This is a genomic window from Curtobacterium sp. NPDC089689, from assembly GCF_044749145.1.
Lineage (GTDB): Bacteria > Actinomycetota > Actinomycetes > Actinomycetales > Microbacteriaceae > Curtobacterium.
In genome coordinates this window covers 1,329,034-1,352,497 of sequence record NZ_JBIVHJ010000001.1, presented here as the reverse complement: position 1 = coordinate 1,352,497, position 23,464 = coordinate 1,329,034, and the positions used below count along the sequence as shown (strand labels likewise).

At 72.3% G+C, this 23,464-nt stretch carries 29 protein-coding genes; 7 read left to right on the top strand and 22 right to left on the bottom strand.

Translation table 11 applies throughout. The features are described 5' to 3' along the window. Positions 1-5: 5 nt before the first annotated feature. From ACIPYW_RS06620 to ACIPYW_RS06605, 4 genes are all read right to left on the bottom strand, one after another. Entirely contained in the window at positions 6-812 is an 807-nt protein-coding gene (locus tag ACIPYW_RS06620) for a phosphatase PAP2 family protein (RefSeq protein ID WP_400411966.1), read from the bottom strand. Positions 813-850: 38 nt separating this feature from the next. Continuing rightward, positions 851-2,539, bottom strand: coding sequence for a bifunctional 3'-5' exonuclease/DNA polymerase (locus ACIPYW_RS06615; protein WP_400411963.1), 1,689 nt, complete (start codon positions 2,537-2,539; stop codon positions 851-853). Between the two features lie 43 nt (positions 2,540-2,582). Then, positions 2,583-2,762, bottom strand: coding sequence for a YegP family protein (locus ACIPYW_RS06610; RefSeq protein WP_400411960.1), 180 nt, complete (start codon positions 2,760-2,762; stop codon positions 2,583-2,585). 89 nt (positions 2,763-2,851) lie between these two features. Further along, the gene (locus tag ACIPYW_RS06605; RefSeq protein WP_290133465.1) at positions 2,852-3,064 is read right to left on the bottom strand and encodes a hypothetical protein; all 213 of its coding nucleotides are present in this window, start codon (positions 3,062-3,064) and stop codon (positions 2,852-2,854) included. Positions 3,065-3,147: 83 nt separating this feature from the next. Between ACIPYW_RS06605 and ACIPYW_RS06600 the strand changes: the two genes are divergently transcribed. Further along, entirely contained in the window at positions 3,148-3,456 is a 309-nt protein-coding gene (locus ACIPYW_RS06600; RefSeq protein ID WP_400411957.1) for a hypothetical protein, read from the top strand. Here the strand turns inward: ACIPYW_RS06600 and ACIPYW_RS06595 are convergent. From ACIPYW_RS06595 to ACIPYW_RS06585, 3 genes are all read right to left on the bottom strand, one after another. Further along, complete coding sequence (locus ACIPYW_RS06595) at positions 3,437-4,822, bottom strand: L-serine ammonia-lyase (protein ID WP_400411954.1); 1,386 nt, start codon at positions 4,820-4,822, stop codon at positions 3,437-3,439. The genes ACIPYW_RS06600 and ACIPYW_RS06595 overlap by 20 nt on opposite strands. Before the next feature lie 44 nt (positions 4,823-4,866). Further along, positions 4,867-5,079, bottom strand: a complete 213-nt coding sequence (locus ACIPYW_RS06590) for a PspC domain-containing protein (protein ID WP_290133462.1) — start codon at positions 5,077-5,079, stop codon at positions 4,867-4,869. Positions 5,080-5,160: 81 nt separating this feature from the next. Then, positions 5,161-6,099 (bottom strand): NADP-dependent oxidoreductase, encoded by a 939-nt coding sequence (locus ACIPYW_RS06585; protein ID WP_400411952.1) that lies wholly within the window; start codon positions 6,097-6,099, stop codon positions 5,161-5,163. 76 nt (positions 6,100-6,175) lie between these two features. Here ACIPYW_RS06585 and ACIPYW_RS06580 point away from each other — a divergent pair, with 76 nt between their 5' ends. Next, the gene (locus ACIPYW_RS06580; protein WP_400411949.1) at positions 6,176-6,994 is read left to right on the top strand and encodes a shikimate 5-dehydrogenase; all 819 of its coding nucleotides are present in this window, start codon (positions 6,176-6,178) and stop codon (positions 6,992-6,994) included. Positions 6,995-7,058: 64 nt separating this feature from the next. Here the strand turns inward: ACIPYW_RS06580 and ACIPYW_RS06575 are convergent, their stop codons facing one another. The 3 genes from ACIPYW_RS06575 to ACIPYW_RS06565 are packed head-to-tail and all read right to left on the bottom strand — an operon-like array spanning position 7,059 to position 9,672. Continuing rightward, positions 7,059-7,502, bottom strand: coding sequence for an SRPBCC family protein (locus ACIPYW_RS06575; protein ID WP_400411946.1), 444 nt, complete (start codon positions 7,500-7,502; stop codon positions 7,059-7,061). Positions 7,503-7,505: 3 nt separating this feature from the next. Beyond that, a complete protein-coding gene (locus ACIPYW_RS06570; RefSeq protein WP_400411944.1) occupies positions 7,506-8,951 on the bottom strand; it encodes a phytoene desaturase family protein in 1,446 nt (481 codons plus the stop codon). A 49-nt stretch (positions 8,952-9,000) separates the two neighbouring features. Then, a complete protein-coding gene (locus ACIPYW_RS06565; protein WP_400411942.1) occupies positions 9,001-9,672 on the bottom strand; it encodes a hypothetical protein in 672 nt (223 codons plus the stop codon). Between the two features lie 103 nt (positions 9,673-9,775). On the opposite strand from ACIPYW_RS06565, the gene ACIPYW_RS06560 reads away from it, so the two are divergent. Further along, positions 9,776-10,051 carry a hypothetical protein gene (locus tag ACIPYW_RS06560; RefSeq protein ID WP_290133456.1) on the top strand — a complete coding sequence of 92 codons (276 nt, stop codon included), beginning with the start codon at positions 9,776-9,778 and terminating at the stop codon, positions 10,049-10,051. A 173-nt stretch (positions 10,052-10,224) separates the two neighbouring features. On the opposite strand, the gene ACIPYW_RS06555 is transcribed toward ACIPYW_RS06560, so the two are convergent. Continuing rightward, entirely contained in the window at positions 10,225-10,752 is a 528-nt protein-coding gene (locus ACIPYW_RS06555) for a GNAT family N-acetyltransferase (RefSeq protein WP_400411940.1), read from the bottom strand. A gap of 57 nt (positions 10,753-10,809) precedes the next feature. On the opposite strand from ACIPYW_RS06555, the gene ACIPYW_RS06550 reads away from it, so the two are divergent. Both ACIPYW_RS06550 and ACIPYW_RS06545 read left to right on the top strand, forming a co-directional pair. Beyond that, positions 10,810-11,424 (top strand): TetR/AcrR family transcriptional regulator, encoded by a 615-nt coding sequence (locus ACIPYW_RS06550; RefSeq protein WP_290133452.1) that lies wholly within the window; start codon positions 10,810-10,812, stop codon positions 11,422-11,424. A gap of 248 nt (positions 11,425-11,672) precedes the next feature. Beyond that, a complete protein-coding gene (locus ACIPYW_RS06545) occupies positions 11,673-12,044 on the top strand; it encodes a hypothetical protein (RefSeq protein WP_290133451.1) in 372 nt (123 codons plus the stop codon). Positions 12,045-12,121: 77 nt separating this feature from the next. Here the strand turns inward: ACIPYW_RS06545 and ACIPYW_RS06540 are convergent, their stop codons facing one another. The 8 genes from ACIPYW_RS06540 to ACIPYW_RS06505 all read right to left on the bottom strand — a co-directional run bounded on the left by ACIPYW_RS06540 (position 12,122) and on the right by ACIPYW_RS06505 (position 19,103). After that, complete coding sequence (locus tag ACIPYW_RS06540; protein ID WP_400412529.1) at positions 12,122-13,153, bottom strand: glycine betaine ABC transporter substrate-binding protein; 1,032 nt, start codon at positions 13,151-13,153, stop codon at positions 12,122-12,124. Between the two features lie 5 nt (positions 13,154-13,158). Continuing rightward, positions 13,159-13,923 carry an ABC transporter permease gene (locus ACIPYW_RS06535; RefSeq protein WP_400411936.1) on the bottom strand — a complete coding sequence of 255 codons (765 nt, stop codon included), beginning with the start codon at positions 13,921-13,923 and terminating at the stop codon, positions 13,159-13,161. Continuing rightward, positions 13,916-15,142: an ABC transporter ATP-binding protein gene (locus tag ACIPYW_RS06530; RefSeq protein WP_400412528.1), complete on the bottom strand. Its 1,227-nt coding sequence runs from the start codon at positions 15,140-15,142 to the stop codon at positions 13,916-13,918. Before ACIPYW_RS06530 ends, ACIPYW_RS06535 begins: the two co-directional genes overlap by 8 nt. Before the next feature lie 91 nt (positions 15,143-15,233). Next, positions 15,234-15,881 (bottom strand): ABC transporter permease, encoded by a 648-nt coding sequence (locus ACIPYW_RS06525; RefSeq protein ID WP_400411934.1) that lies wholly within the window; start codon positions 15,879-15,881, stop codon positions 15,234-15,236. 206 nt (positions 15,882-16,087) lie between these two features. Then, complete coding sequence (locus ACIPYW_RS06520; RefSeq protein WP_400411932.1) at positions 16,088-16,753, bottom strand: DinB family protein; 666 nt, start codon at positions 16,751-16,753, stop codon at positions 16,088-16,090. Then, positions 16,750-17,373, bottom strand: a complete 624-nt coding sequence (locus ACIPYW_RS06515; protein WP_400411929.1) for a hypothetical protein — start codon at positions 17,371-17,373, stop codon at positions 16,750-16,752. The genes ACIPYW_RS06520 and ACIPYW_RS06515 overlap by 4 nt, the downstream gene beginning before the upstream one ends. A 39-nt stretch (positions 17,374-17,412) precedes the next feature. Then, positions 17,413-18,324, bottom strand: coding sequence for a phosphotransferase (locus tag ACIPYW_RS06510; RefSeq protein ID WP_400411926.1), 912 nt, complete (start codon positions 18,322-18,324; stop codon positions 17,413-17,415). Positions 18,325-18,431: 107 nt separating this feature from the next. Next, the gene (locus ACIPYW_RS06505) at positions 18,432-19,103 is read right to left on the bottom strand and encodes a ScbR family autoregulator-binding transcription factor (RefSeq protein WP_400411925.1); all 672 of its coding nucleotides are present in this window, start codon (positions 19,101-19,103) and stop codon (positions 18,432-18,434) included. A gap of 99 nt (positions 19,104-19,202) precedes the next feature. On the opposite strand from ACIPYW_RS06505, the gene ACIPYW_RS06500 reads away from it, so the two are divergent. After that, a complete protein-coding gene (locus ACIPYW_RS06500) occupies positions 19,203-19,637 on the top strand; it encodes a hypothetical protein (RefSeq protein ID WP_290133443.1) in 435 nt (144 codons plus the stop codon). Positions 19,638-19,641: 4 nt separating this feature from the next. On the opposite strand, the gene ACIPYW_RS06495 is transcribed toward ACIPYW_RS06500, so the two are convergent. From ACIPYW_RS06495 to ACIPYW_RS06485, 3 genes are read right to left on the bottom strand one after another with little or no spacing between them, the layout of a single operon-like run. After that, positions 19,642-20,796: a PP2C family protein-serine/threonine phosphatase gene (locus tag ACIPYW_RS06495; protein ID WP_400411923.1), complete on the bottom strand. Its 1,155-nt coding sequence runs from the start codon at positions 20,794-20,796 to the stop codon at positions 19,642-19,644. Then, positions 20,793-21,560, bottom strand: a complete 768-nt coding sequence (locus ACIPYW_RS06490) for a ThuA domain-containing protein (RefSeq protein ID WP_400411921.1) — start codon at positions 21,558-21,560, stop codon at positions 20,793-20,795. The genes ACIPYW_RS06495 and ACIPYW_RS06490 overlap by 4 nt, the downstream gene beginning before the upstream one ends. Next, positions 21,557-22,690: a Gfo/Idh/MocA family protein gene (locus tag ACIPYW_RS06485; RefSeq protein ID WP_400411918.1), complete on the bottom strand. Its 1,134-nt coding sequence runs from the start codon at positions 22,688-22,690 to the stop codon at positions 21,557-21,559. The genes ACIPYW_RS06490 and ACIPYW_RS06485 overlap by 4 nt, the downstream gene beginning before the upstream one ends. A gap of 103 nt (positions 22,691-22,793) precedes the next feature. On the opposite strand from ACIPYW_RS06485, the gene ACIPYW_RS06480 reads away from it, so the two are divergent. Further along, on the top strand, positions 22,794-23,249 hold the full coding sequence (locus tag ACIPYW_RS06480; protein ID WP_400411916.1) for a DUF3817 domain-containing protein: 456 nt from the start codon (positions 22,794-22,796) through the stop codon (positions 23,247-23,249). Positions 23,250-23,464: the final 215 nt, after the last annotated feature.

The following is a 23,464-nucleotide window of genomic DNA, read 5'->3' as shown; positions in this document are numbered from 1 at the left end:
GCAACCTACCGGGGCGACCTGACGGGCCGCGCACCGCGGCGGAGCGCCGTCAGGTACAACCGGTGCGCCGTGACGACGATCGCGAGCCACGCCAGTCCGAGCGCCCACGCCGCCAGGACGTCGGTCAGCCAGTGGTGACCGAGGAACACGCGCGACGCCCCGATCGACAGCACGAACGCCGTCCCGACGGCGATCGTCCACACCCGCACGACCAGCCGGGACTGCCGCAGGACGAGCAGGTAGACGATCGTGCCGACCACCACCGTGGCGTTCAGGGTGTGGCCGGACGGGAACGACGCGGAGTGCTCGTACGGGGGCACCGCGTCGGCGAGCGGCGGACGGGCCCGTCCGATGAGGTCCTTGCCCGCGACGGTCATGAGCAGCGAGCCACCGCTCGCCGCGACGAGCAGGACCAACGGGGTCCACGCCCGGCGCTGGACGGTGAAGCCGATCAGGAACCCGACGGCGACGATCGGCATCCCGACGGTGCCGGCCACGTCGGTCCACCACGTGACGAGGGTGTCCGTGGTCGGTGACCGGAGCGTGAGCACCCAGTCGAGCACCGGCCGGTCGAGCACCGCCACGTCGTCCCCGGCGCGGACGGCGTCGTACACCTCGGACGCGGCCCACGTCGCCGTGACCGCCACCGCGATGCCGATCGTCAGCGTGAGCACGAGGACGGGGAGCGCCCCGTAGCGGTGACCCAGCGCTGCCCAGGTGTCGGCGACCGTCCGACCCGCGCGGGTGCGCCACCGGGTGAGGTCGACGTCGCCGACGTGCTCGTCGGGTGCCTCGGCGTGGGTACGGTCCATCGACCCACCCTGCCCGGTCGTCGGTGTGAGCGGCCGGGTCAGTCCTTCGCGTCGGCGTACGAGTCGACCACCGCGACGCTCAGCGGGAACGTCACCGGGAAGTCGCGGAAGAGCAGTCGGCCGGCGTCGACCGCTGCCGCCCGCACCTGGTCGGCGACCCACTCGGCGTGCTCGGCCGGCGCGTGCACCACGATCTCGTCGTGCACGAAGAACACCAGGTGCGGCCCTGCCGTCACCGGCCCCGGGAAGCGTGCGGCGAGGCGCGTCCGCAGCGACCCCATCCACGCGAGCGCCCACTCCGCGGCGGTTCCCTGCACGACGAAGTTCCGGGTGAACCGTCCCCAGCTCCGGGCCCGCGACTCCACGGCCCGCTGCATCGCCGGGGTGCCCTCCACCGCGTACGCACGGTTGCGCGCCTCGAACCAGGACGGATCCGGCACGGGCGACGTCCGACCGAGCAGGGTCGTGACGGGCTCGCCGCGCTCCCCCGCCCGGGCGGCACGCTCCACGAGTGCCAGTGCCTGCGGGAACGCCCGGGCCAGTCGGGGCACGAGCCGGCCGCCCTCGCCCTGGGTGGCGCCGTACATCGCGCCGAGCATCGCGCCCTTCGCCTGCTGCCGGGTCTCGACCGCCCCCGAGGCGACGACGCCGTCGTAGAGGTCGCGTCCGTCGCCGGCCGCCGCCATCGCCCGGTCCCCCGCCATCGCCGCGAGCACCCGGGGTTCCAGCTGGGCGGCGTCGGCGACGACGAGCTTCCAGCCGTCGTCGGCGACCACGGCGCTCCTGATGCCCTTCGGCAGCTGCATCGCCCCGCCGCCGTCCGCGGCCCACCGTCCGGTCACGACCCCGCCGACGACGTACTTCGGGTGGAACCGACCGTCGCGGACCCAGTCGTCGAGCCACGTCCACCCGTTCGCGGTGAGGAGCCGGGCGAGCCGCTTGTACTCGAGCAGGGGCTCGATGACCGGGTGGTCGAGTTCGCGGAGCTCCCACTTCCGGGTGCTCGTCACGGTGAGACCGGCGCGCCGGAGCGACCGGAGGACGTCGGCGGGCGAGTCGGGGTTGAGGCCGGGGTCGTCGAGACGCTCCCGGACCACCGTCGCGACCTCCTCGAGGCGTCGCGGTCGGACGCCGTACGGCACCCGTGGCCCGAGTTCCTGCTCGAGCAGCCGCTCGTGGACGTCGACGCGCCACGGGAGTCCGGCGTGCAGCATCTCGGCCGCGACGAGCGCCCCGGCCGACTCCGCGGTCAGGAGCAGTCGCAGCGCGCTCGGCGCGGTCGACGACGCGACGGCGTCGAGCTGCGCCCGGAACTCGGCGACCGGGTCCAGCGCGTCGTCCGGCACCGGCGCGGCGAACAGTGCGTCGTCGAAGAGCCGGGCCTGCGTCGGCTGGGCGACCCGTGCCTCCAGGGCGGGTGGCGCGTCGAGCGCGTCGGGCGGGGACGCCTGCAGCGCCGTCCCGCGCGCCGCGAGCGCGCCCCGCAGGACGCGGCGGTCGAGCCGGAGGTCCACGCAGCGCGCGACCCGTCCGCCAGCCGCGAGCACGTCCGGGTACCAGCGTGTGGTGTCGTCCCAGACCCAGCGCACGTCGGCGGCGTCGTGGTCCGCGACGAAGGCCGGGAGGCCCGGCTCGGCCAGGCGGATCGACTCGCCCCCGGCGGTCCCCGCGTCGGTCAGGGGCGTCGCGGAGACGCCGCCGTCGACGCGGCGGAGGACGTAGTGCACGGGACGATCATGCCGTGGACCACCGTCCCCGGCGTCCGCGCCGTCAGTCGAGCTCGACGACCTCGGCGTCCGGCGCGTTCTTCCTGACCGACGCGATGCCGTTCTTCGCGGCGGCCTTCGTCGTGTAGGCCTCGGAGACGGCGATCACCTCGCCGTTGCCCGCCTCGAGGTGGAAGCAGAACTGTCCGCTCGCGTCCTTCGTGATCTCGAACTTCCCAGCCATGTCGACTCCTCGGGCGCGTCCGGTGGTGCCCGTGTCCGCAGAACGCGGATCTGACGGAACAGTACCGCCGGTGAGCGAACCGCGGAAGGTCACTCCCCCGGACGGACCGCAGCGGTGTCGGCGACGTCGATCCGGACGTCACCGTCCGGCGCCTCGGACACCTCGACCCGGGGCTCGGCGTCGTGCTCGTCGGACCCGGACATGCGGCGCAGGGTGTCCTGCCGACGTTCCTCGAAGGACATGTCGACGCCGTCGTCGAGGTGGTCGCGGTCGGGGTGCTGGTGTCCGTCGTGCTCGGTCATGGGGCCGACCGTACGCGCGGCCGATGAACGTGACGATGGTTCGACGATTCTGCGTCTTCCGGACATTCGAGGATGATGGAGCGGTGCAACAGACCATCGATGACCACGACGCGTGGCGGGAGGTGCCCGCTGACGAGGTCCCCGTGAACGCGACCGTGCGCTACGACGACCGCGGCGAGCGGCTCGTCGGCACCGTGGTCGACGAGCTCGCGACACCGGGTGCGACCGCGCTCGTGGTGCTCGACGCGGACGGTGCGCCGAGGGTGGTCCCCACCGAAGCCCGGCTCGAGATGCGGGTCAGCGAGATCCGGGCCAGCGAGGGCCGGGTCGACGAGGTCCGGGTCAGCGAGGGCCGAGTCGATGAGGTCCGGGTCAGCACAGCGGGACGTTGACCGCCAGCCCGCCCATCGCCGTCTCCTTGTACTTCGTCGACATGTCGGCGCCCGTCTGCCGCATGGTCTCGACGACCTGGTCGAGGGACACGTGGTGGACGCCGTCGCCGCGCAGGGCCATCCGTGCGGCGTTGATCGCCTTGTTCGCCGCGATCGCGTTCCGCTCGATGCAGGGGATCTGCACGAGACCGCCGATCGGGTCGCAGGTCAGCCCGAGGTTGTGCTCCATGGCGATCTCGGCCGCGTTCTCGACCTGCTCGGGCGTCCCACCGAGGACCTCCGCGAGGCCGGCGGCCGCCATCGACGCCGCCGAGCCGACCTCGCCCTGGCAGCCGACCTCGGCGCCGGAGATCGACGCCCGCTCCTTGTAGATCGAGCCGACGGCACCGGCGGTGAGCAGGAACCGGACCACGGCGTCGTCCCGGCGATCGGGGGTGACCTCGGGCACGTAGGTGAGCGCGTACGACAGGACCGCGGGGATGATCCCGGCGGCGCCGTTCGTCGGCGCGGTGACGACCCGGCCGCCGGTGGCGTTCTCCTCGTTCACGGCCATCGCGACGAGGTTCACCCACTCCATCGCGAACAGCGGGTCGTGGTCGGGGTCGTCGCGGACGAGCTGCTCGTACCAGGTGGCCGATCGGCGGCGGACGTCGAGTCCGCCCGGGAGCGTGCCCGTACGGCGCACCGAACGGTCGACGCACTGCTCCATGACGGCGTGGATCGCGAGCAGTCGCTCGCGGACGGCGGCCTCCGAGGTGTCGAGCGCGACCTCGTTCGCGAGCGCGATGCCGCTCACGGGCAGGCCGGAGCGCGCGCACTCCGCGAGGAGTTCGGCGCCGCTGGAGAACGGGTGGGGCACGTGGTCGTCGACGGGGATGGCCGCGCCCGCGACCTCCGCGGCGTCGGTCTCGCCGTCACGGGTGATGAACCCGCCGCCGATCGAGTAGTAGGTCTCGTCGGCGAGCACGCCCCCGTCGGCGTCGGTCGCCCGCAGCCGCATGCCGTTCGGGTGGCGCGGCAGCATCGTCAGCGGGTGGAGGACGATGTCCGCGAGCCGGAACGGCACCGTCGCCCCGTTCGCCAGCCGGAGCACCCCCGTACGTTCGAGGTCGGCCAGGTCGAGCGCCATCCGGTCGGGGTCGATCGTCTCCGGGTCGGCGCCCGTCAGCCCTGCGGCGACCGCGCCGAGCGTGCCGTGGCCGTGGCCGGTCGAGGCCAGCGAACCGTAGAGGTCGACCCGGACCCCGACGACGCCCGACGTGGGCAGGGCAGCGGCGAAGGCAGCCCCGGCGCGCATCGGTCCCACGGTGTGGGAGCTCGACGGGCCGACACCGATGCTGAACAGATCGAAGACGGAGACCGGCACGCCGCCACACTAGCCCGTCCGGACGGACGGGAGCCCAGCAGCGGTCAGCGGCGACGGACGCGGCGTAGTCGCTGCGAGCCCTCGCCCGGCATGAGGATCCACAGCACGACGTAGAGGACCCAGAGCGGGCCGGGGAACAGGCTCAGGATCACCCACACGACGCGGACGAGGGTACGGGACCAGCCGAGCCGGTCGGCGATGCCGGCGCAGACCCCGGCGAGCAGGCGGCCGGAACGGGGACGGAGGAAGGTGCTCATGCCGACCACGCTACGGACCGACCGACGACCGCGGACACCCGGTCCACCCACCATCTCGGGGTGGGGGTGTCCCCCGGACGGCTACGGGACGAGGACGATCTTGCCGCGCGTGTGCCGCTGCTCGAGCTCGGCGTACGCGTCCTGCACGCGGTCGAGCGGGTAGGCCGCTGCGATCGGGACCTCGATGGCCCCGTCGGCGACCTGCAGCGCGAGCGCCCCGAGGATCTCCGGGTCCGCCGTGTCCGCGCTGCCCGAGGCCTTCGCCCCGAGCTCCGACGCCGCCTCGAACGCGATGATCGTCTCGATGCGGTCGACCGGGACCCCGAGCGCGACGCCGAGGTGGACGTACTCGGGGCCGTACGTGTCGATGAGTGCGTCGACGCCGTTCGTCGCCAGCTCGGTGATCCGCTCCTGCAGACCGTCGCCGTAGGCCACGGGCCGCGCGCCCTTCGACCGGAGCCAGTCGTGGTTCGCCTCGGACGCGACGGCGATGACGTCGATGCCCTCGTTCGTGAGGAGCTGCGTGACGAAGCCGCCGACACCACCAGCGGCTCCGGAGACGACGACCGTCTCTCCCGGTCGCGGATCGACGGCGCGGACCGCAGCGGCCGCGGTGGTCGCGACGATGTCGAGCCCGCCGGCGACCTCCCACGAGAGTCGGTGCGGCTTCTGCACGACCTGACCGGCCGGCACGGACACGTACTCGGCCTGGCTCGACCGTTCCCACGACCAGCCGAGGACCTCCTCGCCCTCGTCGACGCCGTCCACACCCTCGCCGACGGCCACGACGATGCCCGCGAAGTCCGTGCCCTGCCCCGACGGCAGCTTCGACGGGTCCTCACCGTCGAACAGACCCTGACGGATCGCGGACTCCCCCGGGTTGATGCCGGCCGCTCGCACCCGGACGAGCACCCGGCCCGGCTCGACGGACGGCAGCGGGACCTCCTCCACGTGCAGGACGGATCGGTCACCCCACTCGGAGAACCGGACGGCGCGCATGGTGTCGGGGAGCTCTGCCATGCCCCCGACGGTACGCCAGGCGTCCGGTCCGCGGACATGGACCGCTCCATCAGCACCAGCATGGGAGACTGACGCCATGCCCATCCTCAACAAGGACATGCAGGTCTGCATGTCACTGGCGGCCCGTCCGAGCAACATCGGCACCCGGTTCCACAACTTCCTGTACGACGAACTCGGGCTGAACTTCCTCTACAAGGCGTTCACGACCACCGACCTCCCCGGTGCCGTCGCGGGCATCCGCGCGCTCGGCATCCGCGGCTGCTCGGTGTCGATGCCCTTCAAGGAGGCGATCATCCCGCTCGTCGACGTCATCGAGGAGTCCGCGGCGGCGATCCAGTCCGTCAACACCGTCGTGAACGACGGCGGCGTCCTCACCGCGTCGAACACCGACTACGAGGCCGTCGCGTCCCTGCTCGCGAGCCACGACGTCGACACCGCCTCACGGGTGCTGCTGCGCGGGTCCGGCGGCATGGCCAAGGCCGTCACGGCGGCGTTCCGCGGCGCCGGGTTCGAGCACCTCACCGTGGTTGCCCGCAACGACGAGACCGGACCGGCCCTCGCGGCGCAGTACGGGTACGAGCGGGTCGCCGACGAGCGCGACGCCGGTGACGCCGACGTCCTCGTGAACGTCACCCCCCTCGGCATGCGGGGCGACGACCAGGACGCCCTCGCCTTCGCCGACGCCCGCATCGCCGCCGCGCACACCGTCTTCGACGTGGTCGCGTTCCCCTCCGAGACGCCGCTGGTCCGCGCGGGACGCGCGGCCGACAAGCACGTCATCACGGGCGCCGAGGTCATCGCCCTGCAGGCAGCGCGGCAGTTCGAGCGGTACACGGGCGTCGCCCTGACGGACGACCAGGTGCGTCGCGCGAGCGAGTTCAGTCGCGCGGAGTAGCGACGTCCGTCGCCACCGGACGGGAGGCCCGTGGCGGCGCCGCCACGGGCCTCCCGTCCATCGTTCAATCGCGCCCGGCGCGACCCGCGGCGACCCAGCCGAGCCGTCGGAGCGTCTCGCGGTTCCGCACCCAGATCGCCGGCTGCATGAGCAAGTCGGGAACGTACGAACCCGGTCCAGCGATCGCGTTCTCGACGATCGTGACCTTGCACCCGCGACGGTGCTGCTCCACCGTGAGCGCGACCCGGGCCTCGCCGATCGGCCAGCCCTTCGGCCGGATCGTCATCGCCCGGGGCGGGGCCCAGACCTCGACGGTCGTGGTGTCGTCGATGACGACCGGCCACACGCCGAACGAGTGGTGGATGCGGGTGCCGACCGCTGGCCACCCAGGGTCCTGCCCGCGCATCCGGGAGGCCCCGACCACCCAGGTCGTGAACAGCCAGCCGTCGCGCAGGACGTCGAAGACGTCCTCGGGCCGGCAGTGCAGGATGCGGACGTTCTTCGCCATGGGTCAGTCCTCCGGTGCGAGATCGACGTCGACGGGCAGGCCGAACGTGTGCCGCAGCGCGCTCCTCGCGGCGTGCCAACCGGCCATGCCGTGCACGCCGGGACCCGGCGCCGCGCTCTGGGAGGCGAGGTACATGCCGCCGCCCATGCGCCACGGGTCCGACGACAGCACCGGGCGCTTGACGAGCTGCCAGAAGCTCGCCGCCCCCGCCGCGATGTCGCCGCCCTGGTAGTTCGGGTTGTACTCGGCCATCTGGACCGCCGTGCGGCTCGCGGCGTGGAGCACGAGGTCGCGGAACCCCGGGGCGAACCGCTCGATCTGCCGAGTGACGGCCTCGGTCTGGTCGACGTCGGAGCCGGCCGGCACGTGCGCGTACGCCCAGAAGACGTGCTTCCCCTCCGGAGCCCGGCTCGGGTCGACCACGGTGGGCTCCGAACCGAGGACGTAGGGCCGCTCGGCGTGCTGCCCGCGGGCCACCGCCCCCTCGGCCGCGGCGATCTCGGCGCGCGTCCCGCCGATGTGCACCGTGCCCGCCTTCCGGAGCAGCTCGTTCTCCCACGGGACCGGCCCCGACAGCGCGAAGTCGACCTTGGCCGCGGCGTTGCCGAACCGGAAGTGCCGGAGTGCCCCGCGCTTCGGGGTCGGGATCTGCTTCCCCGCGATCCGGAGCATGCCCGGGACGCTCGTGTCGAAGAAGACCGCCTTGGCGAGGGTGAGGTCGCCAAGGCTGGTGACCTCACGGCCGGTCTCGATCGTGCCGCCGTGCGCGAGGAGGTCGGCAGCGAGCGCGTCGACGATCGCCTGGCTGCCGCCGATCGGGACGGGCCAGCCCCGGGCGTGGGCGTAGGAGCCGAGCGACAGGGCTGCCGCAGCCGTCGACAGGGAGGGCACGTGCTGGATCGAGTGCGCGGCGACGCCCGTGACCATCGCCGGTGCCACGTCCTCGCGGAACCGGGCGTTCCAGGCGCGTGTGCCCTGCTCGAGCGCCCGGAGGCCGAACTTCGCGACGGTCACCGGGTGCCGTGGGACGTGCAGGAGCGCGTCGGTCGCGAAGTCGGCGACCTGGTCGGAGTGCCGCGCCAGCGGGGCCATGAGCTGGTGGAACGCCGGGCCGTCGGCGCCGAGCCCCGCCGCGGTCTCGGCGATGTCCCGGTACGCGATGCCCGCGCGGCCGCCGTCGAGCGGGTGGCCGTACTGGACTTCCGGCAGGCGCAACTCGATGCGGTCCTCGAGGCGGAACGCGCGGAAGAACTCGGACTGCAGGGCCATGGGGTGCACGGCGGAGCAGACGTCGTGACGGAAGCCGGGCAGGGTGAGCTCGGCCGTGCGGGCTCCCCCGCCGATCGTGTCGTTCCGTTCGACGACCTCGACGCTCAGCCCGGCGCGCGCGAGCGTCACCGCTGCCGCGAGTCCGTTCGGCCCTGCTCCGACCACCACCGCGTCCACCATGGGTCTGAGCCTAGGGACCCGGGCGTCGGCGAGCGCTCAGGGCGGGTCGTCAGGCGCGGGCGGTGTCGGCGTCGGCCGGGTCGGAGCCGTCCTCGTCACCGTCGGCGTCGTCGGGCTCGTCGGCATCGGGAGCGGTGGACCCGACCGGGTGCTCGGCGAGCAGGGTGGCGAAGTCCTCGTCGAGCATCTGCTGCAGGCGTTCGTCGCGGCCGACCTCGTAGTCGTCGGCCGGACGCTGTGCCCAGCCGAGACGTCCGACGACCGTCGTCCCGATGTCGTCCCACGCGCGGGCCCGGGCCTGCAGCACGATGCCGTCGACGAACTTCTGGTCGTCGCGACGGGCGTCGAGCCGGGCGGCGAGCTCCTCGTACGTGGCCTCTCGTGTGCGGAGCTTGTGGTCGTCACCGCGGCGGTAGTCGTGCTGGTGCCGCGATCGGCCCTTCTGCTTGCTGGAGGTGGCACGGATCTCCCGCATCCTTGCGGCGTCCCCCCGCTGCTCCTCGGCCATCCGGTGGAGTTCCTGGCGTGCGGCGTCGGCGATGAGCGCGTGGTCGAAGTACCCCTGGTCGCGGAGGGCGTTCGTGATGATCCGGTTCGCCACCGCCACGACGACCGCGGCCTTCGCGATGAGGAACCCCTCGTCCACGGCGCGCTTCAGTTCGACCTGACTCACGGGTCGGTCGCGCACGTCGTTCTTGCTGCGTCGTCCGAACAGGGCCATGCCACGACGATACCGGCGACGGGTGACCGTCAACCGTCCGACGGACCCCGGGTCAGCGCTCGGGCGGACGACGCGTCACCACGGCGCCCGTAGTGTCGGGGACATGACCACGTACCCGACTGCTCCCCGTACCGGCCTCGGGACGGCCAGCCTCGTCCTCGGCATCTGCTCGCTGCTGGCGGGCTGGACGTTCTTCGCACCGATCGTCGGGCTCTGCCTCGGCATCGCGTCGCGGTCACGGGAGCCGATGGCACGCGGCCGGGCCGGTTGGGGCATCCTGCTCAACCTCGTCGCGCTCGCGATCTGGGTGCTCGTCGGCGCCCTGCTCGTCATCGGCGGCTCCTTCGCCGTCTGGCACGGGGTGACCACCGGCCGCTGACGCGCGACGCCGGCCGCCGAGCGCGGAGCGCCGCACAACCAAAGGCACACCGAACCACGGGGAACCGTGGCGCGCGCTGCCTTTCGTTGTGCGAAGACGAACCGCGCCACCGCGCCCGCGCGCCCCCGCGCCCCCGCGCGCCCCCGCGCCCCCGCGCCCTCGATGGCGCCCGCTCAGAGCACCAACCCGTACACCGCCACGTCCACACGCCGCGACCCCAGCGGCATCGCGCTCCGCAGCGTCCCCTCGTGCACGAACCCGAGCCGCTCGGCGAGCCGGCGACTGCGCTCGTTGTCCACCGCCGTCCGGATCTCGACCCGCGCGCACCCCCGTAACCGGGCCACGCCGACGAGGACGGTGGCCGCGCGGTGGACGATGCCCCGTCCCTCCTGGCCGGCGTCGATCCAGTAGCCGAGCGACGCCTGCCCCAGGTACGGGTCGAAGGCCAGTGACGCAGCCCCGACGATGCGGTCGTCCGACCGGATGACGCACGGGAGCGACCGGTCCATGGCGTACTGGCCGAGCAGGTGCTCGGTGTGCACGGCGATCGTGTCGACGCTCTGCACCTGCCACGCCCAGGGTTCGGCGGCCCGGAGCCGGTCGAGGTTCGCGACGACGAGGTCGTGCAGCGGCTCGACGGTCGTGAGGTCGCGCAGCGTCAGCGTGCACCCGTCCCCGATGTCCCGTCCGAACGCCGCCACGGACCCGACACTATGCACGTCACCGCCGCGGTGCCCACCGACGGCTACAGTCGGTGCATGCCCGAGCCACTGGGTCTGCGCGACCGGAAGCGCATCGAGACGCGACGACGCATCGCCGAGTCGGCCCGGTCGCTGGCGCTCGAACACGAGATCGACCACACCACGATCGAGCAGATCGCGGCGCGGGCGGACATCTCGCCCCGGACGTTCTTCAACTACTTCGACTCGAAGGAGGACGCCGTCCTCGGGCACACCGAGCTCGACCTGTCGGCGGAGGCGTTGGCCGCGCACCTCGAGGCGGTCGCGGGGGAGCCGGCGGCACAGGCGGTCGTCGACCTCGCGTTCCTGGTGTTCGGCGACACGTTCGCGGACGAGACCGAGCGGACAGCCCGCAAGGAGCTCGTCGTGCGGTTCCCGCAGCTCATGCGGCGGCAGGTCACGCGGATGACGACGGTGTCGGAGGCGATGGTCGGCGCGGTCCGGACCGTGCTGGCACGCGACCCGGCGTGGGGGCCGGAGGCCGCCACCGCCCAGGCCGCCGAGATGCTGCTCGGCATGTGCATGACTGCGCTGCGGAGCGCGGCGCGCCAGGAGGGCGAGAGCGCGGACGAGGTGCGCGCCGAGGTGGTCGCGTTGATCCGCGACACGGCGTCGCGGATCGCGACCGTCTGACACGCGGACTGGAGGCCCGTGGCGGGGTCGCCACGGGCCTCCAGTCCGTCTCCTGGTCGCGTCAGCCCTTGCTGATGAAGCCTTCCTTCGTCATCCACTCGAAGGCGACGTCGGCGGATCTGCCGAATTGCCGCAGTCATGTGGTTCGGACATCATTTCTGGCTTGGGGTTGCCGACTCTGCGAATGTGCACGAGGGTGGTCGAGGGGGTCAGAACGGCCCTGCCGTACAATCACGAAGGGGAAAGTGATGAACACACGCAAGGGAATGTTCGGGATCATCGGCGCGGTCGTCGTCGCAGCGGGGCTCATGATTGCACCCGCGCCGGCGAGTGCCGCCAAGCTCCCGAAGATCGAATGCAAGTACAGCGGCGGCGTCACGACCTGCAACGTCGTCGCTCTCGGAGGGTACTGCGGCTCGTCACGACGAGTCGGGGTCGGGATCACGACCGGTAAGCGCGGAGGGATCCTCATCCAAGACGGGGGATCGGGTGCGTTGCAGTGGAAAGCAGGGAAGGTCAAGGATCACGTCCTCCCTGTCGGCACGACGTACTTCGCGGTGACCACGCTCTACGGCAAGGCCACGTCCGCGGAGAAGCCGTACGTCAGCTGCTCGCTCTGATGAGGCCGGAAGCCTGCCGCCGGTCGATCCGGGGCAGGCTTCCGTCCCGAGCCAGGAACGACAAGGCGAGCCGGACGTCAGCGCTGCTCGACGAACCCCTCGTTGACCATCCAGTCGAGCGCCACGTCGGCGGGCTCCCGTCCTTCGACGTCCACCTGACGGTTGAGTTCCTGCAGGACAGCGTCGGTGAGCTTCGGCGATATCTGGTCGTAAACGTCTTGCAGTTGCGGGTACTTCTTGAGTGTCGTGCTGTTCAGCACGGGCGAAACGTTGTAGTTCGGGAAGAACTGCTCGTCGTCCTCGAGCACGGAGAGTCCGAGTGCCTTGATTCTTCCGTCGGTCGTGAACACCTCGCCGAAATTGCACTTCCCCCGGTCCGTCGCGGTGTAGACGGTGCCGGTGTCAAGGATACTCACATTGTCGCGAGGAATTCCGTCAGCACCATCGCCGAGTTGCAATCCGTACTTCTCGAGCATCGGCTTGAACCCGTCAGGCCGGGAGTAGAACTCCGACTCGACGCAGAACGTCCGCTCGGATTTCGGTAGGTCCTTCACCTGGGACAGCCGCGTGATGCCATCGAGTTCGTCGACCGCTTCGGACCGGACCGCGAATGCGTACGTGTTGTTCATCGGTGCAGGTCGCAGCCAGGTGAGCCCGTTCTGCTCGTCTTGGTCCCGGACAGCAACGTACTGGTCCTCCGCGTCGCGGATCGGATCGGAGTGGCCCATGAACGAGAGCCAGGCGGTTCCGGTGTACTCGTAGGTCATGTCCGCTCCCCCGTCGAGCATCAGCTGCCGCACCGCGACACTGCCGGGGACGTTGGTCTCGTCCGTGACCTCGAAGCCCGCTGCCTTGGCCGCGATGACGCCGATCTTGCCGAGGACGAGCTGCTCCGTGAAGTCCTTCGAGGTCACGGTGACGTGGGCCCCGGCTGGGAGGTCCTCGATCCGTTCGATCGACGCCGGCTCGACGCCGGGGACGTAGGCCGTGGACGGCTGAAGTCCGCAGCCCGCGAGGGAGATCACTGCGAGGGCACCGAGGGCGACCGCAACGGTCCGTGGCCGTCGTCGGCTCCTCCGAGGGTCGAGCACCGTGTTGTCGGAGCACATGCGCTTCATCGAAGTCCCTTCGGTCGGGCAACCGTCTCGACGACGCGGCCGAGCCAGTCGATGGCGAGGGCGAGCAGTGCGACCAGAACCGCGCCCGAGATGAGTACCGACGGGAGGAACAGCTTCACGCCCGTCGTGATGAGGAGTCCGAGACCGCCTGCACCGATGAAGGTGGCGAGCGTCGCGGTCCCGACGAGGAGCACCAGCGCAGTACGGATGCCCGCGAGCATGACCGGTACGGCGAGGGGGAGCTCCACCCGGACGAGGACCGCGGAGGCACTCATCCCCATCCCTCGGCCGGCTTCGACGAGTCGCTGGTCGACGCTCTCGATGCCGATGATCGTGTTGCGGAGCACCGGCAGGATCGCGTAGAGGACGAGGGCGACGACAGCAGACCAGCTGTTGAGGCCCAACCACGCCGCGAGCAGCACGATGAGGCCGACCGCTGGCGCGGCCTGCCCGAAGTTTGCGACGGCCAGGACCACCCCGCTCGCCCTCCGGAGCCAGCCTCGGGTCAGCACGATCCCGAGCGGGATCCCCAGCACGAGGACGATCGCCGTCGCCTCGGCGGTGAGCGTCAGGTGCTGCCAGGTCAGGTCGAGGATGTCCGCCGGGTTCAGGGTGCTGCGCTCGGTGGCGGTCAGCTCGGCCGTGTTCAGCCAAACGGCGAACACGATCAGTGCCACGAGTATGACCACCGGCTGCACGACGAGGGAGCGCCATGCGCTGCGCGTGGGACGGTCGGTGCCGGTCGCGACGACGTCAGCCATCGGCGCGCTCCGGGTCGGCGACCGGTGCCGTCGTGGGCGCCGGTGCGGACGGCATCGTCTCGATCGGGTTCGTGTTCGTGCCGACCGGGGTGTACGCCTGCTCCTCGGCCGCGGCGGCGCGCGACTTCGTGATGGCGTCCATGACGGTCTCGACGGTGATCACCCCGCGGAAGGCGTCACGACGTCCGGTGACGAGCGCGGCGCCGGCGCTCGACACGAGCATGGTGTCGAGCGCGTCGTTCAGGGTCGCGGCCTCGCCGACGACGGGCAGGTCGGGGTCGATGCCCTCCGGGATGCGGTCGAGCCGCTCGACCTGGCGGCGGGTCGGCCAACCGATCGGCCGCTGGCGACGGTCCACCACGACGGCGTGCCCGTGTCCACCGGCCTCCCGCATGCGCTGGAGGACGGCCTTCGCCTCCTCGCCGGGAGAGCAGGTCACGGCCGACTCGACCTCGACGTCCCGCACCCGGTTCAGCGTGAGCTGCTTGAGCCCGGCGCCCGACCCGATGAAGTTCTCCACGAACTCGTTCGCGGGCTCGGCGAGGATGCGCTCCGGGGTGTCGTACTGCACGATGTGGGCACCCTCGGAGAACACGACGATCCAGTCGCCGAGCTTCACGGCCTCGTCGAAGTCGTGCGTGACGATGACGATGGTCTTGTGCAGCTCCTCCTGGATGCGGAGCAGCTCGTCCTGCAGCCGCTGCCGGGTGATCGGGTCGACGGCGCCGAAGGGCTCGTCCATCAGCAGGACGGGCGGGTCCGCGGCGAGCGCCCGGGCCACACCGACGCGCTGCTGCTGGCCGCCGGAGAGCTCACGGGGGTACCGGTCACGGTAGGTGTCCGGGTCGAGCGAGACCAGGTCGAGCAGCTCGTCGACGCGGGCGGCGATCTTGTCCTTCGACCAGCCGAGCATCTTCGGCACGATCGCGATGTTCGCCGCGACGGTCATGTGCGGGAAGAGGCCGCCGGCCTGGATCACGTAGCCCATACGCCGACGGAGCTCGTCGCCGTCGATGTTCGTGACGTCGTCCTCGCCCACGACGATGCGGCCCTCGGTGGGCTCGATCAGGCGGTTGATCATCTTGAGCGTGGTGGTCTTGCCGCAGCCGGACGGGCCGACGAGCATGACGACCTTGCCGGCCGGGATCTCGAGCGTGATGCCGTCGACCGCGGGCTTCGCCTGGCCGGGGTAGCGCTTCGTGACCTCGTCGAGCAGGATCCCGCGCCCGGTGACGGCGGGGTCGGCGGTGGCGGTGCCGGTGTGGGCAGCGCTGGCCTGGTCGGTGCTGCTGCGTTCAGTGCTGCTGCGTTCAGTGCTGGACACGGATACCTCGCGAGATGGTCAGACGGCCGAGGCCGAGGAGCAGGAGGTCGAGGACCAGGGCGAGGAGGACCACGCCCACGGTGCCGACGACCACGGAGTTGAGGGCGTTCGCGCCACCGAGTCGGGACAGCCCGGAGAAGATGAAGCCACCGAGCCCCGGGCCGAGCGCGTACGCGGCGACCGCGGCGACGCCCATCACCATCTGCGCGGAGACCCGCACGCCGGTGAGGATGATCGGCCACGCCATCGGCAGCTCAACCCGCACGAGGGTGCGGAAGCGGCTCATGCCGATGCCACGGGCGGACTCGACGACGGTGTCCGGGATCTCACCGAGCCCGACGACTGCGTTCCGGAGGATCGGCAGGGCGGCGAAGAACGTCACGGTCACCACGGACGGGACGACACCGAAGCCGAGCGGGACGAGCAGCAGGCCGATCACGGCGAACGACGGCAGCGTCAACCCGACGGTCGACACCTCGTTCGCGGCGGCCCGGAGTCCGGGGATGCGGTAGACGAGTGCGGCGAGCACCACGGCGATGAGGGTGGCGAGGACGACGCACTGGACCACCAGCGAGAAGTGCTGCCACGAGGAGAACCAGATCTGGTCCCATCGCTCCACGACGTACTGGAACACGGGTGGGCGCTCCTTCCTGGTCGGTCGAAGTGCCCACAGATCGGGGCACGAACGCGGACCAAGCTACGCAGCGCGTCGCTTCTTGTACATCTGCAAATGTTCGGATCGACGGGTCAGGGCCGAGCAGGTGCGATGAAAACGCCTGGTCAACCGTGGTGCCGCACGTCCTCCCTGGGAGAACGGTAACGATACCGAGCGGGGGTCGGCTATGCGCGCAGGTCGCGGAGCCCGGCCCGCTCGGCGACGTCGACGAGGTGCTCGCGCCACGCGACCCAGTCGGTGGCGCTCTTCTCGGCGAGGTTGCCGTCCCCGTCGCCCGCGGTGCCGTCGAGCATCTCGCGGACGATGTCGGCGTGGCCGGCGTGCCGGGCGACCTCGTACCCGAGGTGCACGAGGACCTGGTGGAGGGTGACCTCGCGGCGCTCCTCGGGCCACCACGGGACGGCGCCGCGGGCGTCGAGGTCGAGCGCCGCGATCGTGGCGTCGGCGTGCGCGGCGGACCGGTGGTGGAACGCGATCACGTCGGCCATGGTCTCGTCGAGGGACGCGTACATGTCGTCGCCCTCCCACGACTCGAGCCAGGCGGGGGAGTCGGGCAGCGGGCGACCGAAGACCTCGCCGAGGTACCCGGCCTGCACGCCCGCGACGTGCTTGACGAGCCCGAGCAGGTTCGTGCCCGTCGGGGTCAACGGCCAGCGCGCCTGCCGCTCGGCCAGCCCCTCGACCTTGGCGAGCAGTGCCGCCCGGTGCTTCCTGAGGTAGCGGTGCAGCGTCTCCTTCTCGGAGCCGGTCACCGCACGGTCGGCGACGGCCGTCCCCGGGGCCGCGGGGCGGACCTCGGGGACGTCGTCGTCGGGGACCTCGTCGTTCATGCTCCCGATCGTGCCAGGCCGGGGTCGCGGACGGTCGCCTGGACGCGCGCCGACTCGTGCACGGCGACGCGCTCGGCCGTCAGGAGCAGCCCGGCGACCTCCGCCGAGGTCCGGGAGGCCCGGTCGTTCCAGCTCGTCAGGTCGCGGACGCGTGCCATCCGCACGTCGGGCGCCGGGCACCAGAGCACGGGGGAGCCCTCCTCGACCGCGAGCGCGTTCCACACGAGGTCGAGGGCGCGCTGGACCCGCTGCGAGTGCACGGCCGTCGGACCGCCGGCCGCGTAGACGACCGAACCGACGAGGCAGGCGCCGACGAGCGGTCGGCCCTGCACGCCGACCGCGGAGGCGCTCGAGGCCTTGCGCACGCGGCCGTGGTCGTCGAGGTACGCGAACCAGGCGTGCTGGATCCAACCGCGCTCGATGACCGCGCGTGCGCTGGAGAGCAGCGCCTCGAGCTCGTGCAGCTCCTCGACGCGGGCTGTGGCACGGCGGGTCCGGACGGCCGCGCGGTGGACGGCGTACCGGTCGAGCAGGCCGCGGATCCCTCGGCGTGCGGGCGGACTGGGGAAGGGGGAGGCGTCGGTGGCGACGTCGTGCTGGACGCGGAACTCGAGGGTCATCAGGCCCCTCCGATCTTCACGTGCACGGATGTGTGGGGGTCAGGGTAACCCCGGGTCCGTGCGCCGCAACAGCCCTCGGTCGTCGAGGAGGGCGTCGATCGCACGTCGGCCGACCGCGCGGAACGCGGGGTCGGAGGTGGTGTGCAGGGCCGAGGCGATCGAGACGGCCCAGCCGCGGGCCCGCTCCCAGGTCTCGTCGTCGACGGCCAGCGCTGTCCGGAAGCCGCAACGGGCCTCCCGGTCGAGCGTCAGCCAGGCGGTCGCGAGGTCGACGGCGCGGTCCCCCGAGGTCACGTCCCCGAAGTCGACGACCGCCGTCAGGCGGTCGCCGTCGGCGTCCGGCTCGACGAGCAGGTTGAAGGGGTGCAGGTCACCGTGGACCCAGACGGGAGGCTCGGTGGACGCCGGCAGGGCGGCGGCGGTCCGCCAGACCGCGGCCAGCTCCAGGGCGCGGGGCACGTCCGCGGTCGCCAACCGGTGGAGCACCGCGTCGGAGCGCTGCGCGAGGGGGACGGCCCGGACCGGGTTCACGGGCGCGTCCGCGGGGGCGGGCACGTGCAGGAGGTCGAGGAAGGCGGCGAGCGCCGCACCGACCCGGCTGCCGCCGACCCGTTCGCCCGCGGCGACGCCCGGCAGCCACGGCACGACGCTCCACGCCCACGGGTAGCCGTCGGTCGGCACGCCGGTCCGCACGGGCGCGGGGACCGGGACCACCGGCGCGACCCGACGGCCGATCTCCGGCAACCAACGCTGCTCGTGCTCGATCAGCCGCGCGGCCGCCGCCCGTCGGGGGAGTCGGACCGCCAGGTCGTCGCCGAGCCGGACGAGCACGTTGTCCCAGCCGTTCGCGGCGACCTCGAGCGGCCGGTCGGCGAGGTCGGGGTGCTGGGCACGGAGGAGCGCCCGCACGAGCGGGACGTCGACCTGCACCTCGGCGGCGGGGGTGGGCACGGCTCGAGGCTACCGCCGTCGGCACCCGTGAACGGGGGCCGGAACGGGAACGTACCGGTTGGTATCCTCGTGCTGAGGTGACGTGGGTGTCCCTGGGGGGACCCGCGTCACCGAACCGGTCGTCCCTCGGCGTCGGGGGCGATGATCGCGACCAGGCGCGGGATCTCCGGCCGCGTCCGTTCCGTCACGAACGCGGCGAGGAGCACGGTCCAGAGCTCCCGGAGCCGCTCGAACAGGTCCGCCCGGTCCGCGAGGACGTCCGAGACCGCCTGCACGCCGGTGTACGCGGGGCTGACGACACGGCCGATGAGCGCCGGGTCCCAGCGGTCGTCGACCTCGCCGGCCGCGATGGCGTCGCGGAAGATGTCGGCCGTCACGCGCATCCAGTCGGTGTAGGGGTCCTGGCGGGCGATCCCGTTGCCGGCGGGCTCGGTCGAGAGCCGGATGCCCGCGCTGACGACGACCTCGGTGGTCATCTGGACCGCGAGTCCCTGCGACATCCACATCACCGACTCCAGCGGTGTCCGACCCCGAGCGTGCGCGACCTCGGCGTAGGCGCGGGACACCTCGTGCTGGCGGGCGACGACGGCCCCGGCGAGGTCGGCCTTGGACGCGAAGTGGAAGTACAGCGCGCCCTTCGTCACCCCGGCCCGTTCGGCGACCCCGTCCATCGACGCACCGACGTACCCGCGCTCGTCGAACTCCCTCGCGGCACCCTCGATGATCGCCGCCCGGGTCGCGACGGCCCGCCGCTGCCGGGAGGGTCCGTCCTCTGCCATGCACGACCTCCGGAGTGGATGCTACCGAGGTCCGACGTCCGGCCGGGTCACAGCCCACCACCGGGCGTCGTCCAGCCCTCGTGCCCTACGGTCGTCGGCATGCAGGCGTGGACGAACCCGGCGCTCCTGGCCCGGACGGGTCGGTGGCTGCTGCTGCCCGTGGCGGTGCTCGACTGGTTCGCGCTCGCGCCGCAGGCCGTGGTCGTGACGGCGTTCCTCGTCGCCGTGGCCGGACTCGTCGCCATGGCGGCCGCCCTGGTCGTCCGCATGCTGCGGCGCTCCCGCGGCGCGATGGCCGGTGTCGGCATCGCGCTCCTGCTCGGCGGGCTCGTGGTGTTCGCGCTCGATCCGTTCCCGCCCACGGTCCCCGTCATCGATGCGTGGTGGCCGGACGCGATCACGCAGCCGCAGGTCGTCGGCAGCGCCTACTGGAAGGTCGCCGGCCTCGGTCTCGTGCTCGCGGGCGTCGGCATGCTCGCGACGCTGCTCGTGGTCGCCCTGACCGGACCCACCGCACGCCCGCGGCAGCGCTGAGGGGTCAGTCGCGGCGGACGGTCGTGACGGTCGCCGCGAGCGTCGGTGCCGCGGCGTCGATCAGCGCCCTGACGGCTCCGTCCGCACCGGCGGCGGTCCGTGCGAGGTCGGTCAGGCCGTCCACGCCGGGGAGCGCGAGCGCGCCGTCGGACACGAGCACGAGGACGTCCCCGGACCGGAGGTCGACCGGGACCGGCGTCCGGTCGGAGCCCTGCGGCCGCAGACCGACCGGCAGGCTCGCGCTCCGGAGTTCCTCGACCGGTCCGTCCGCGCGGACGACGGCCGCCAGGCCGTGTCCGAGGTCCACGACGTCCACGTGACCGGTCCCCGGGTCGACCCGCGCGTGCACCAGCGTGGCGACCGCTCCGGCGAGGGACAGGTCGGGGGCGAGCTGTGCCTCCAGGCCGGCCACCGCACGCTCGAGCGGGACGTCCGTCCGGGCGGCGACCGCCCCGCGGACCGCGGAGGCGAGGAGCGCCGACGCCCGACCGGCGGCCACCGTGCCGACCGTCAGGTGCAGAGCGCCGTCCGCTGCCACCCGCTGGTCCACGACGTCGCCGCCGCCGCCGTCCGGCTGCGCCGAGGCCGTCGTGACCGTGTACTCCGCGACGTCCACCGGCTCCGGCGCGAGGCTCTCGAGCACCCGACGGACCCGCCGACGGTCGATCGCGTGACCGAGTTCACGCTCCGCCCACCGCGCGAGGTCGCGGAGCAGAGCGACGTCGTCCGCGCCGAACTCGCGCGGCTGGGCGTCCATGATGCAGAGCGTCCCGACGCGGGTGCCGTCCAGCATCGACAGCGGAGCGCCGGCGTAGAAGCGGATCCCGTGCTCGGCGACCGCCGCCGTGGTGGCGAAGCGGGCGTCGAGCGTCGTGTCGGGGATCACCATCGGCTCGGGCGTCAGGACCGTCGTCGCGCAGAACTGCTCCGACGCGGGCACGCTCGAGCCCTGCTGCCACCCGAAGGTCGACTGCGTGGTGACGACGTCGTGGTGCACGAGGTTGAGGAACGTCAGCGGGACCCCGAAGGCCTCCTGCGTCATCCGGGTGATCCGGTCGAAGCGCTCCTCGGGACCGCTGCCGAGCACGCCGAGGGCCTCGACGACGGCGGTGCGCCGTGCCGCGGGGTCGAGCGGGAGGGCGGTGGAGGACTGCGTCACACGCCCTGTCTACCCGCACCCTCCGCGGTGAACCAGTCCCGAGGGTGGGGGTCAGCCGTCAGCTCGCGGCGCTCGGACACCGGCGCGGCCCAGCGCGCGGCGTTCGCGAGGACCCGCTGCACGTCCGGGTGGTGGTACACCGGGTACTCCTGGTCGCCGGGGGAGAAGTAGAAGACCCGACCGAGGCCACGACGGTACGCGACGCCCGAACGGAACACCTCGCCGCCGGAGAACGTGGAGAGGAACACCTCTTCATCCGGGCGCGGGATGTCGAAGAACTCGCCGTACATCTCCTGCTGGTCGATGACGATCGGGTGCGGGACGCCCTCGGCGATGGGGTGGTCCGGGGCGATCGTCCAGACGAGCTCGCGGTCCTGCCCGTCGTTGCGCCATTTCAGCGAGCACGTGGTGCCCATCAGGCGCTTGAACGGCTTCGAGTAGTGGCCGGAGTGCAGCACCACGAGGCCCATGCCGGCGTGCACGGCGTCGACCACGCGCTGGACGACCTCGTCCGAGACCTCGTCGTGGGCGGCGTGGCCCCACCAGAACAGCACGTCCGTCTGCGCCAGGCGTTCGGCGGTGAGGCCGTGCTCGGGCTCCTGGAGCGTCGCGGTGAACACGTCGGCGCCCGGGACGAGCTCGCGGAGCGCGGCAGCGATCACGGCGTGCATGCCGTCGGGGTAGTGCCCGATGACCGTGGCGTCGCCGCGGCTCTCGTGCACGTTCTCGTTCCAGACGACGATCCTGGGTGCGTCCTTGCTCATGCGGCGACCTCCATCTCTCGACCCGCAGCAGCGGACGCGTAGATCGCGTCGACGACACGGCTGCGGTGCAGTGCGAACTCCCCGTGGTGCCCCTCGTGGGCCCCGGAGCGGATCGTGTCGAGGAACTCCTCGATGACGCGCTGGTGGTGCCCCGACGGGACGCGCACGCCCGGTCGGGTGACCGTCGGCACACCCTGCTCGTCGGAGTACAGCGTCACGGTGCCCTCGGTGGCGTAGTCGCGGACGAACAGCCGGGCGCCGCCGGTCGAGCCGAGCAGCTCGACCTCGATGTCCTCGACGTCCTTCGAGTAGCTGGCCCAGCTCGCCTGGAGCTGCAGGCTCGACCCGTCCTCGAACCGGAGCAGGGCGCTCGCGAAGTCCTCGACGTCGAACGGCCGACCCGTGGCCGCGGACACCGGGTCCCGGTCGCTGCCGCCCCGACCGGCACTGCCGAGCTCGTTGTACGCCACCGCGCTCGCGGTCACGACGCGCGGTTCGCCGAGCAGGTGCAGGGCGATGTCGAGCACGTGCGAGCCGAGGTCGATGAGCGGACCACCACCCGCGGTCTCCTTGTTCGCGAACCAGCTCCTGATGCCCGGGATCCCCGCTCGCCGCAACCAGGAGGCGCGTGCGTGGTAGACGTGTCCGAGCGGCCCGTCGCCGTCGGCGTCGCGCTGCGCGAGGTGGCCGCTGAGGAACTGCACGTCGGCACGCCGGCGGTGGTTGTAGGCGACCTCGAGCACGCGGTCGTTCCGCACGGCGGCGTCGACCATCTCCTGCGCCTGGTCGCCGGTCGTCGCGAGCGGCTTCTCGCAGAACACGTGCTTGCCGGACTCGAGCGCCGCCACGGCGATGGGGTGGTGCAGGGCGTTGGGGACGCCGATCGACACGATGTCGAGGTCTTCGCGGGCGACGAGGTCCTGCCAGTCCTCGTACCGGTGCGGCACGCCTCGGGAGTCGGCGAGCTCGTGCAGCCGGTCGGTCTCCTGGCCGGCGAGGGCGACCACCTCGGCCCCGGGGACCGCGGTGTAGGCGTCGAGGTGCGTGGTGCCGGCGAAGCCGAGTCCGATCACCCCCACGCGCAGGGGTGGGGCGGTGTCCGTCGTGGCGGTCGTTGTCCTCGTCGACATGACGACAACGCTAGTCGGGGCGCGGGTCGAATCGATACGACCAGCGGCGTGTCGGGCTGTCGGTGTCGGGGTTCTGTCGGGAGGGGTACGCGACGATGTCCGCATGACTCCCCGATCCCTGTTCCGTGCGGCCGCGGTCGCCGAACTCGTGACCTGGACCCTGCTCATCGCCGGGATGGCGCTGAAGTACGGCTTCGACGCCGGCGACTGGGGCGTGCGCATCGGCGGCGGGGTGCACGGCTTCGTCTTCCTCGCCTACCTCGTCGTCACGACGGTCGTCGCCGTGAACCAGCGCTGGTCGTTCGGCGCGCTCGTGCTCGGGTGGGCGAGCGCCGTCGTGCCGTACGCGACGGTGCCGTTCGAGGTCGCGGTGGCCCGGCGCGGGATGCTCGACGGCCCGTGGCGGCGGTCGGCTGAGGGGCGGTCTGGCTTCTGGGACCGCCTGCTGTTCTTCGTGGTGCGGCGTCCGGTGCTCTCGGTCGCGATCGGTGTCGTGGCGGTGGCGCTCGTGTTCTCGGGCCTGCTCGTGGTCGGCCCGCCGGTGCCCGCGCGCAGCTGACGGCCGGGGCGCGTGCGCGCGCTCGTCGCCGAGCCGAGTGGTCACGACACCCCGCCCAGGATCGTCGAACGGGCACGGAACGTCGTCCATCGGCGCCCGTTGCGACACCTTGCGACCACCGGACCGTCTCGGCAGATCACCGCGCGCCCCCGGCGCCGCCGCGCCCGGAGACGGACGGGAGGCCCGGTGCCAGCCGGCACCGGGCCTCCCGTCCG

Bases quoted from the DNA above. Each gene is read 5' to 3' on its own strand.
- ACIPYW_RS06620 (WP_400411966.1), bottom strand. From the start codon at position 812: ATGGACCGTACCCACGCCGAGGCACCCGACGAGCACGTCGGCGACGTC.
- ACIPYW_RS06610 (WP_400411960.1), bottom strand. From the start codon at position 2,762: ATGGCTGGGAAGTTCGAGATCACGAAGGACGCGAGCGGACAGTTCTGC.
- ACIPYW_RS06605 (WP_290133465.1), bottom strand. From the start codon at position 3,064: ATGACCGAGCACGACGGACACCAGCACCCCGACCGCGACCACCTCGAC.
- ACIPYW_RS06590 (WP_290133462.1), bottom strand. From the start codon at position 5,079: ATGAGCACCTTCCTCCGTCCCCGTTCCGGCCGCCTGCTCGCCGGGGTC.
- ACIPYW_RS06585 (WP_400411952.1), bottom strand. From the start codon at position 6,099: ATGGCAGAGCTCCCCGACACCATGCGCGCCGTCCGGTTCTCCGAGTGG.
- ACIPYW_RS06580 (WP_400411949.1), top strand. From the start codon at position 6,176: ATGCCCATCCTCAACAAGGACATGCAGGTCTGCATGTCACTGGCGGCC.
- ACIPYW_RS06575 (WP_400411946.1), bottom strand. From the start codon at position 7,502: ATGGCGAAGAACGTCCGCATCCTGCACTGCCGGCCCGAGGACGTCTTC.
- ACIPYW_RS06570 (WP_400411944.1), bottom strand. From the start codon at position 8,951: ATGGTGGACGCGGTGGTGGTCGGAGCAGGGCCGAACGGACTCGCGGCA.
- ACIPYW_RS06565 (WP_400411942.1), bottom strand. From the start codon at position 9,672: ATGGCCCTGTTCGGACGACGCAGCAAGAACGACGTGCGCGACCGACCC.
- ACIPYW_RS06560 (WP_290133456.1), top strand. From the start codon at position 9,776: ATGACCACGTACCCGACTGCTCCCCGTACCGGCCTCGGGACGGCCAGC.
- ACIPYW_RS06550 (WP_290133452.1), top strand. From the start codon at position 10,810: ATGCCCGAGCCACTGGGTCTGCGCGACCGGAAGCGCATCGAGACGCGA.
- ACIPYW_RS06545 (WP_290133451.1), top strand. From the start codon at position 11,673: ATGAACACACGCAAGGGAATGTTCGGGATCATCGGCGCGGTCGTCGTC.
- ACIPYW_RS06540 (WP_400412529.1), bottom strand. From the start codon at position 13,153: ATGTGCTCCGACAACACGGTGCTCGACCCTCGGAGGAGCCGACGACGG.
- ACIPYW_RS06535 (WP_400411936.1), bottom strand. From the start codon at position 13,923: ATGGCTGACGTCGTCGCGACCGGCACCGACCGTCCCACGCGCAGCGCA.
- ACIPYW_RS06520 (WP_400411932.1), bottom strand. From the start codon at position 16,753: ATGAACGACGAGGTCCCCGACGACGACGTCCCCGAGGTCCGCCCCGCG.
- ACIPYW_RS06515 (WP_400411929.1), bottom strand. From the start codon at position 17,373: ATGACCCTCGAGTTCCGCGTCCAGCACGACGTCGCCACCGACGCCTCC.
- ACIPYW_RS06505 (WP_400411925.1), bottom strand. From the start codon at position 19,103: ATGGCAGAGGACGGACCCTCCCGGCAGCGGCGGGCCGTCGCGACCCGG.
- ACIPYW_RS06500 (WP_290133443.1), top strand. From the start codon at position 19,203: ATGCAGGCGTGGACGAACCCGGCGCTCCTGGCCCGGACGGGTCGGTGG.
- ACIPYW_RS06490 (WP_400411921.1), bottom strand. From the start codon at position 21,560: ATGAGCAAGGACGCACCCAGGATCGTCGTCTGGAACGAGAACGTGCAC.
- ACIPYW_RS06485 (WP_400411918.1), bottom strand. From the start codon at position 22,690: ATGTCGACGAGGACAACGACCGCCACGACGGACACCGCCCCACCCCTG.
- ACIPYW_RS06480 (WP_400411916.1), top strand. From the start codon at position 22,794: ATGACTCCCCGATCCCTGTTCCGTGCGGCCGCGGTCGCCGAACTCGTG.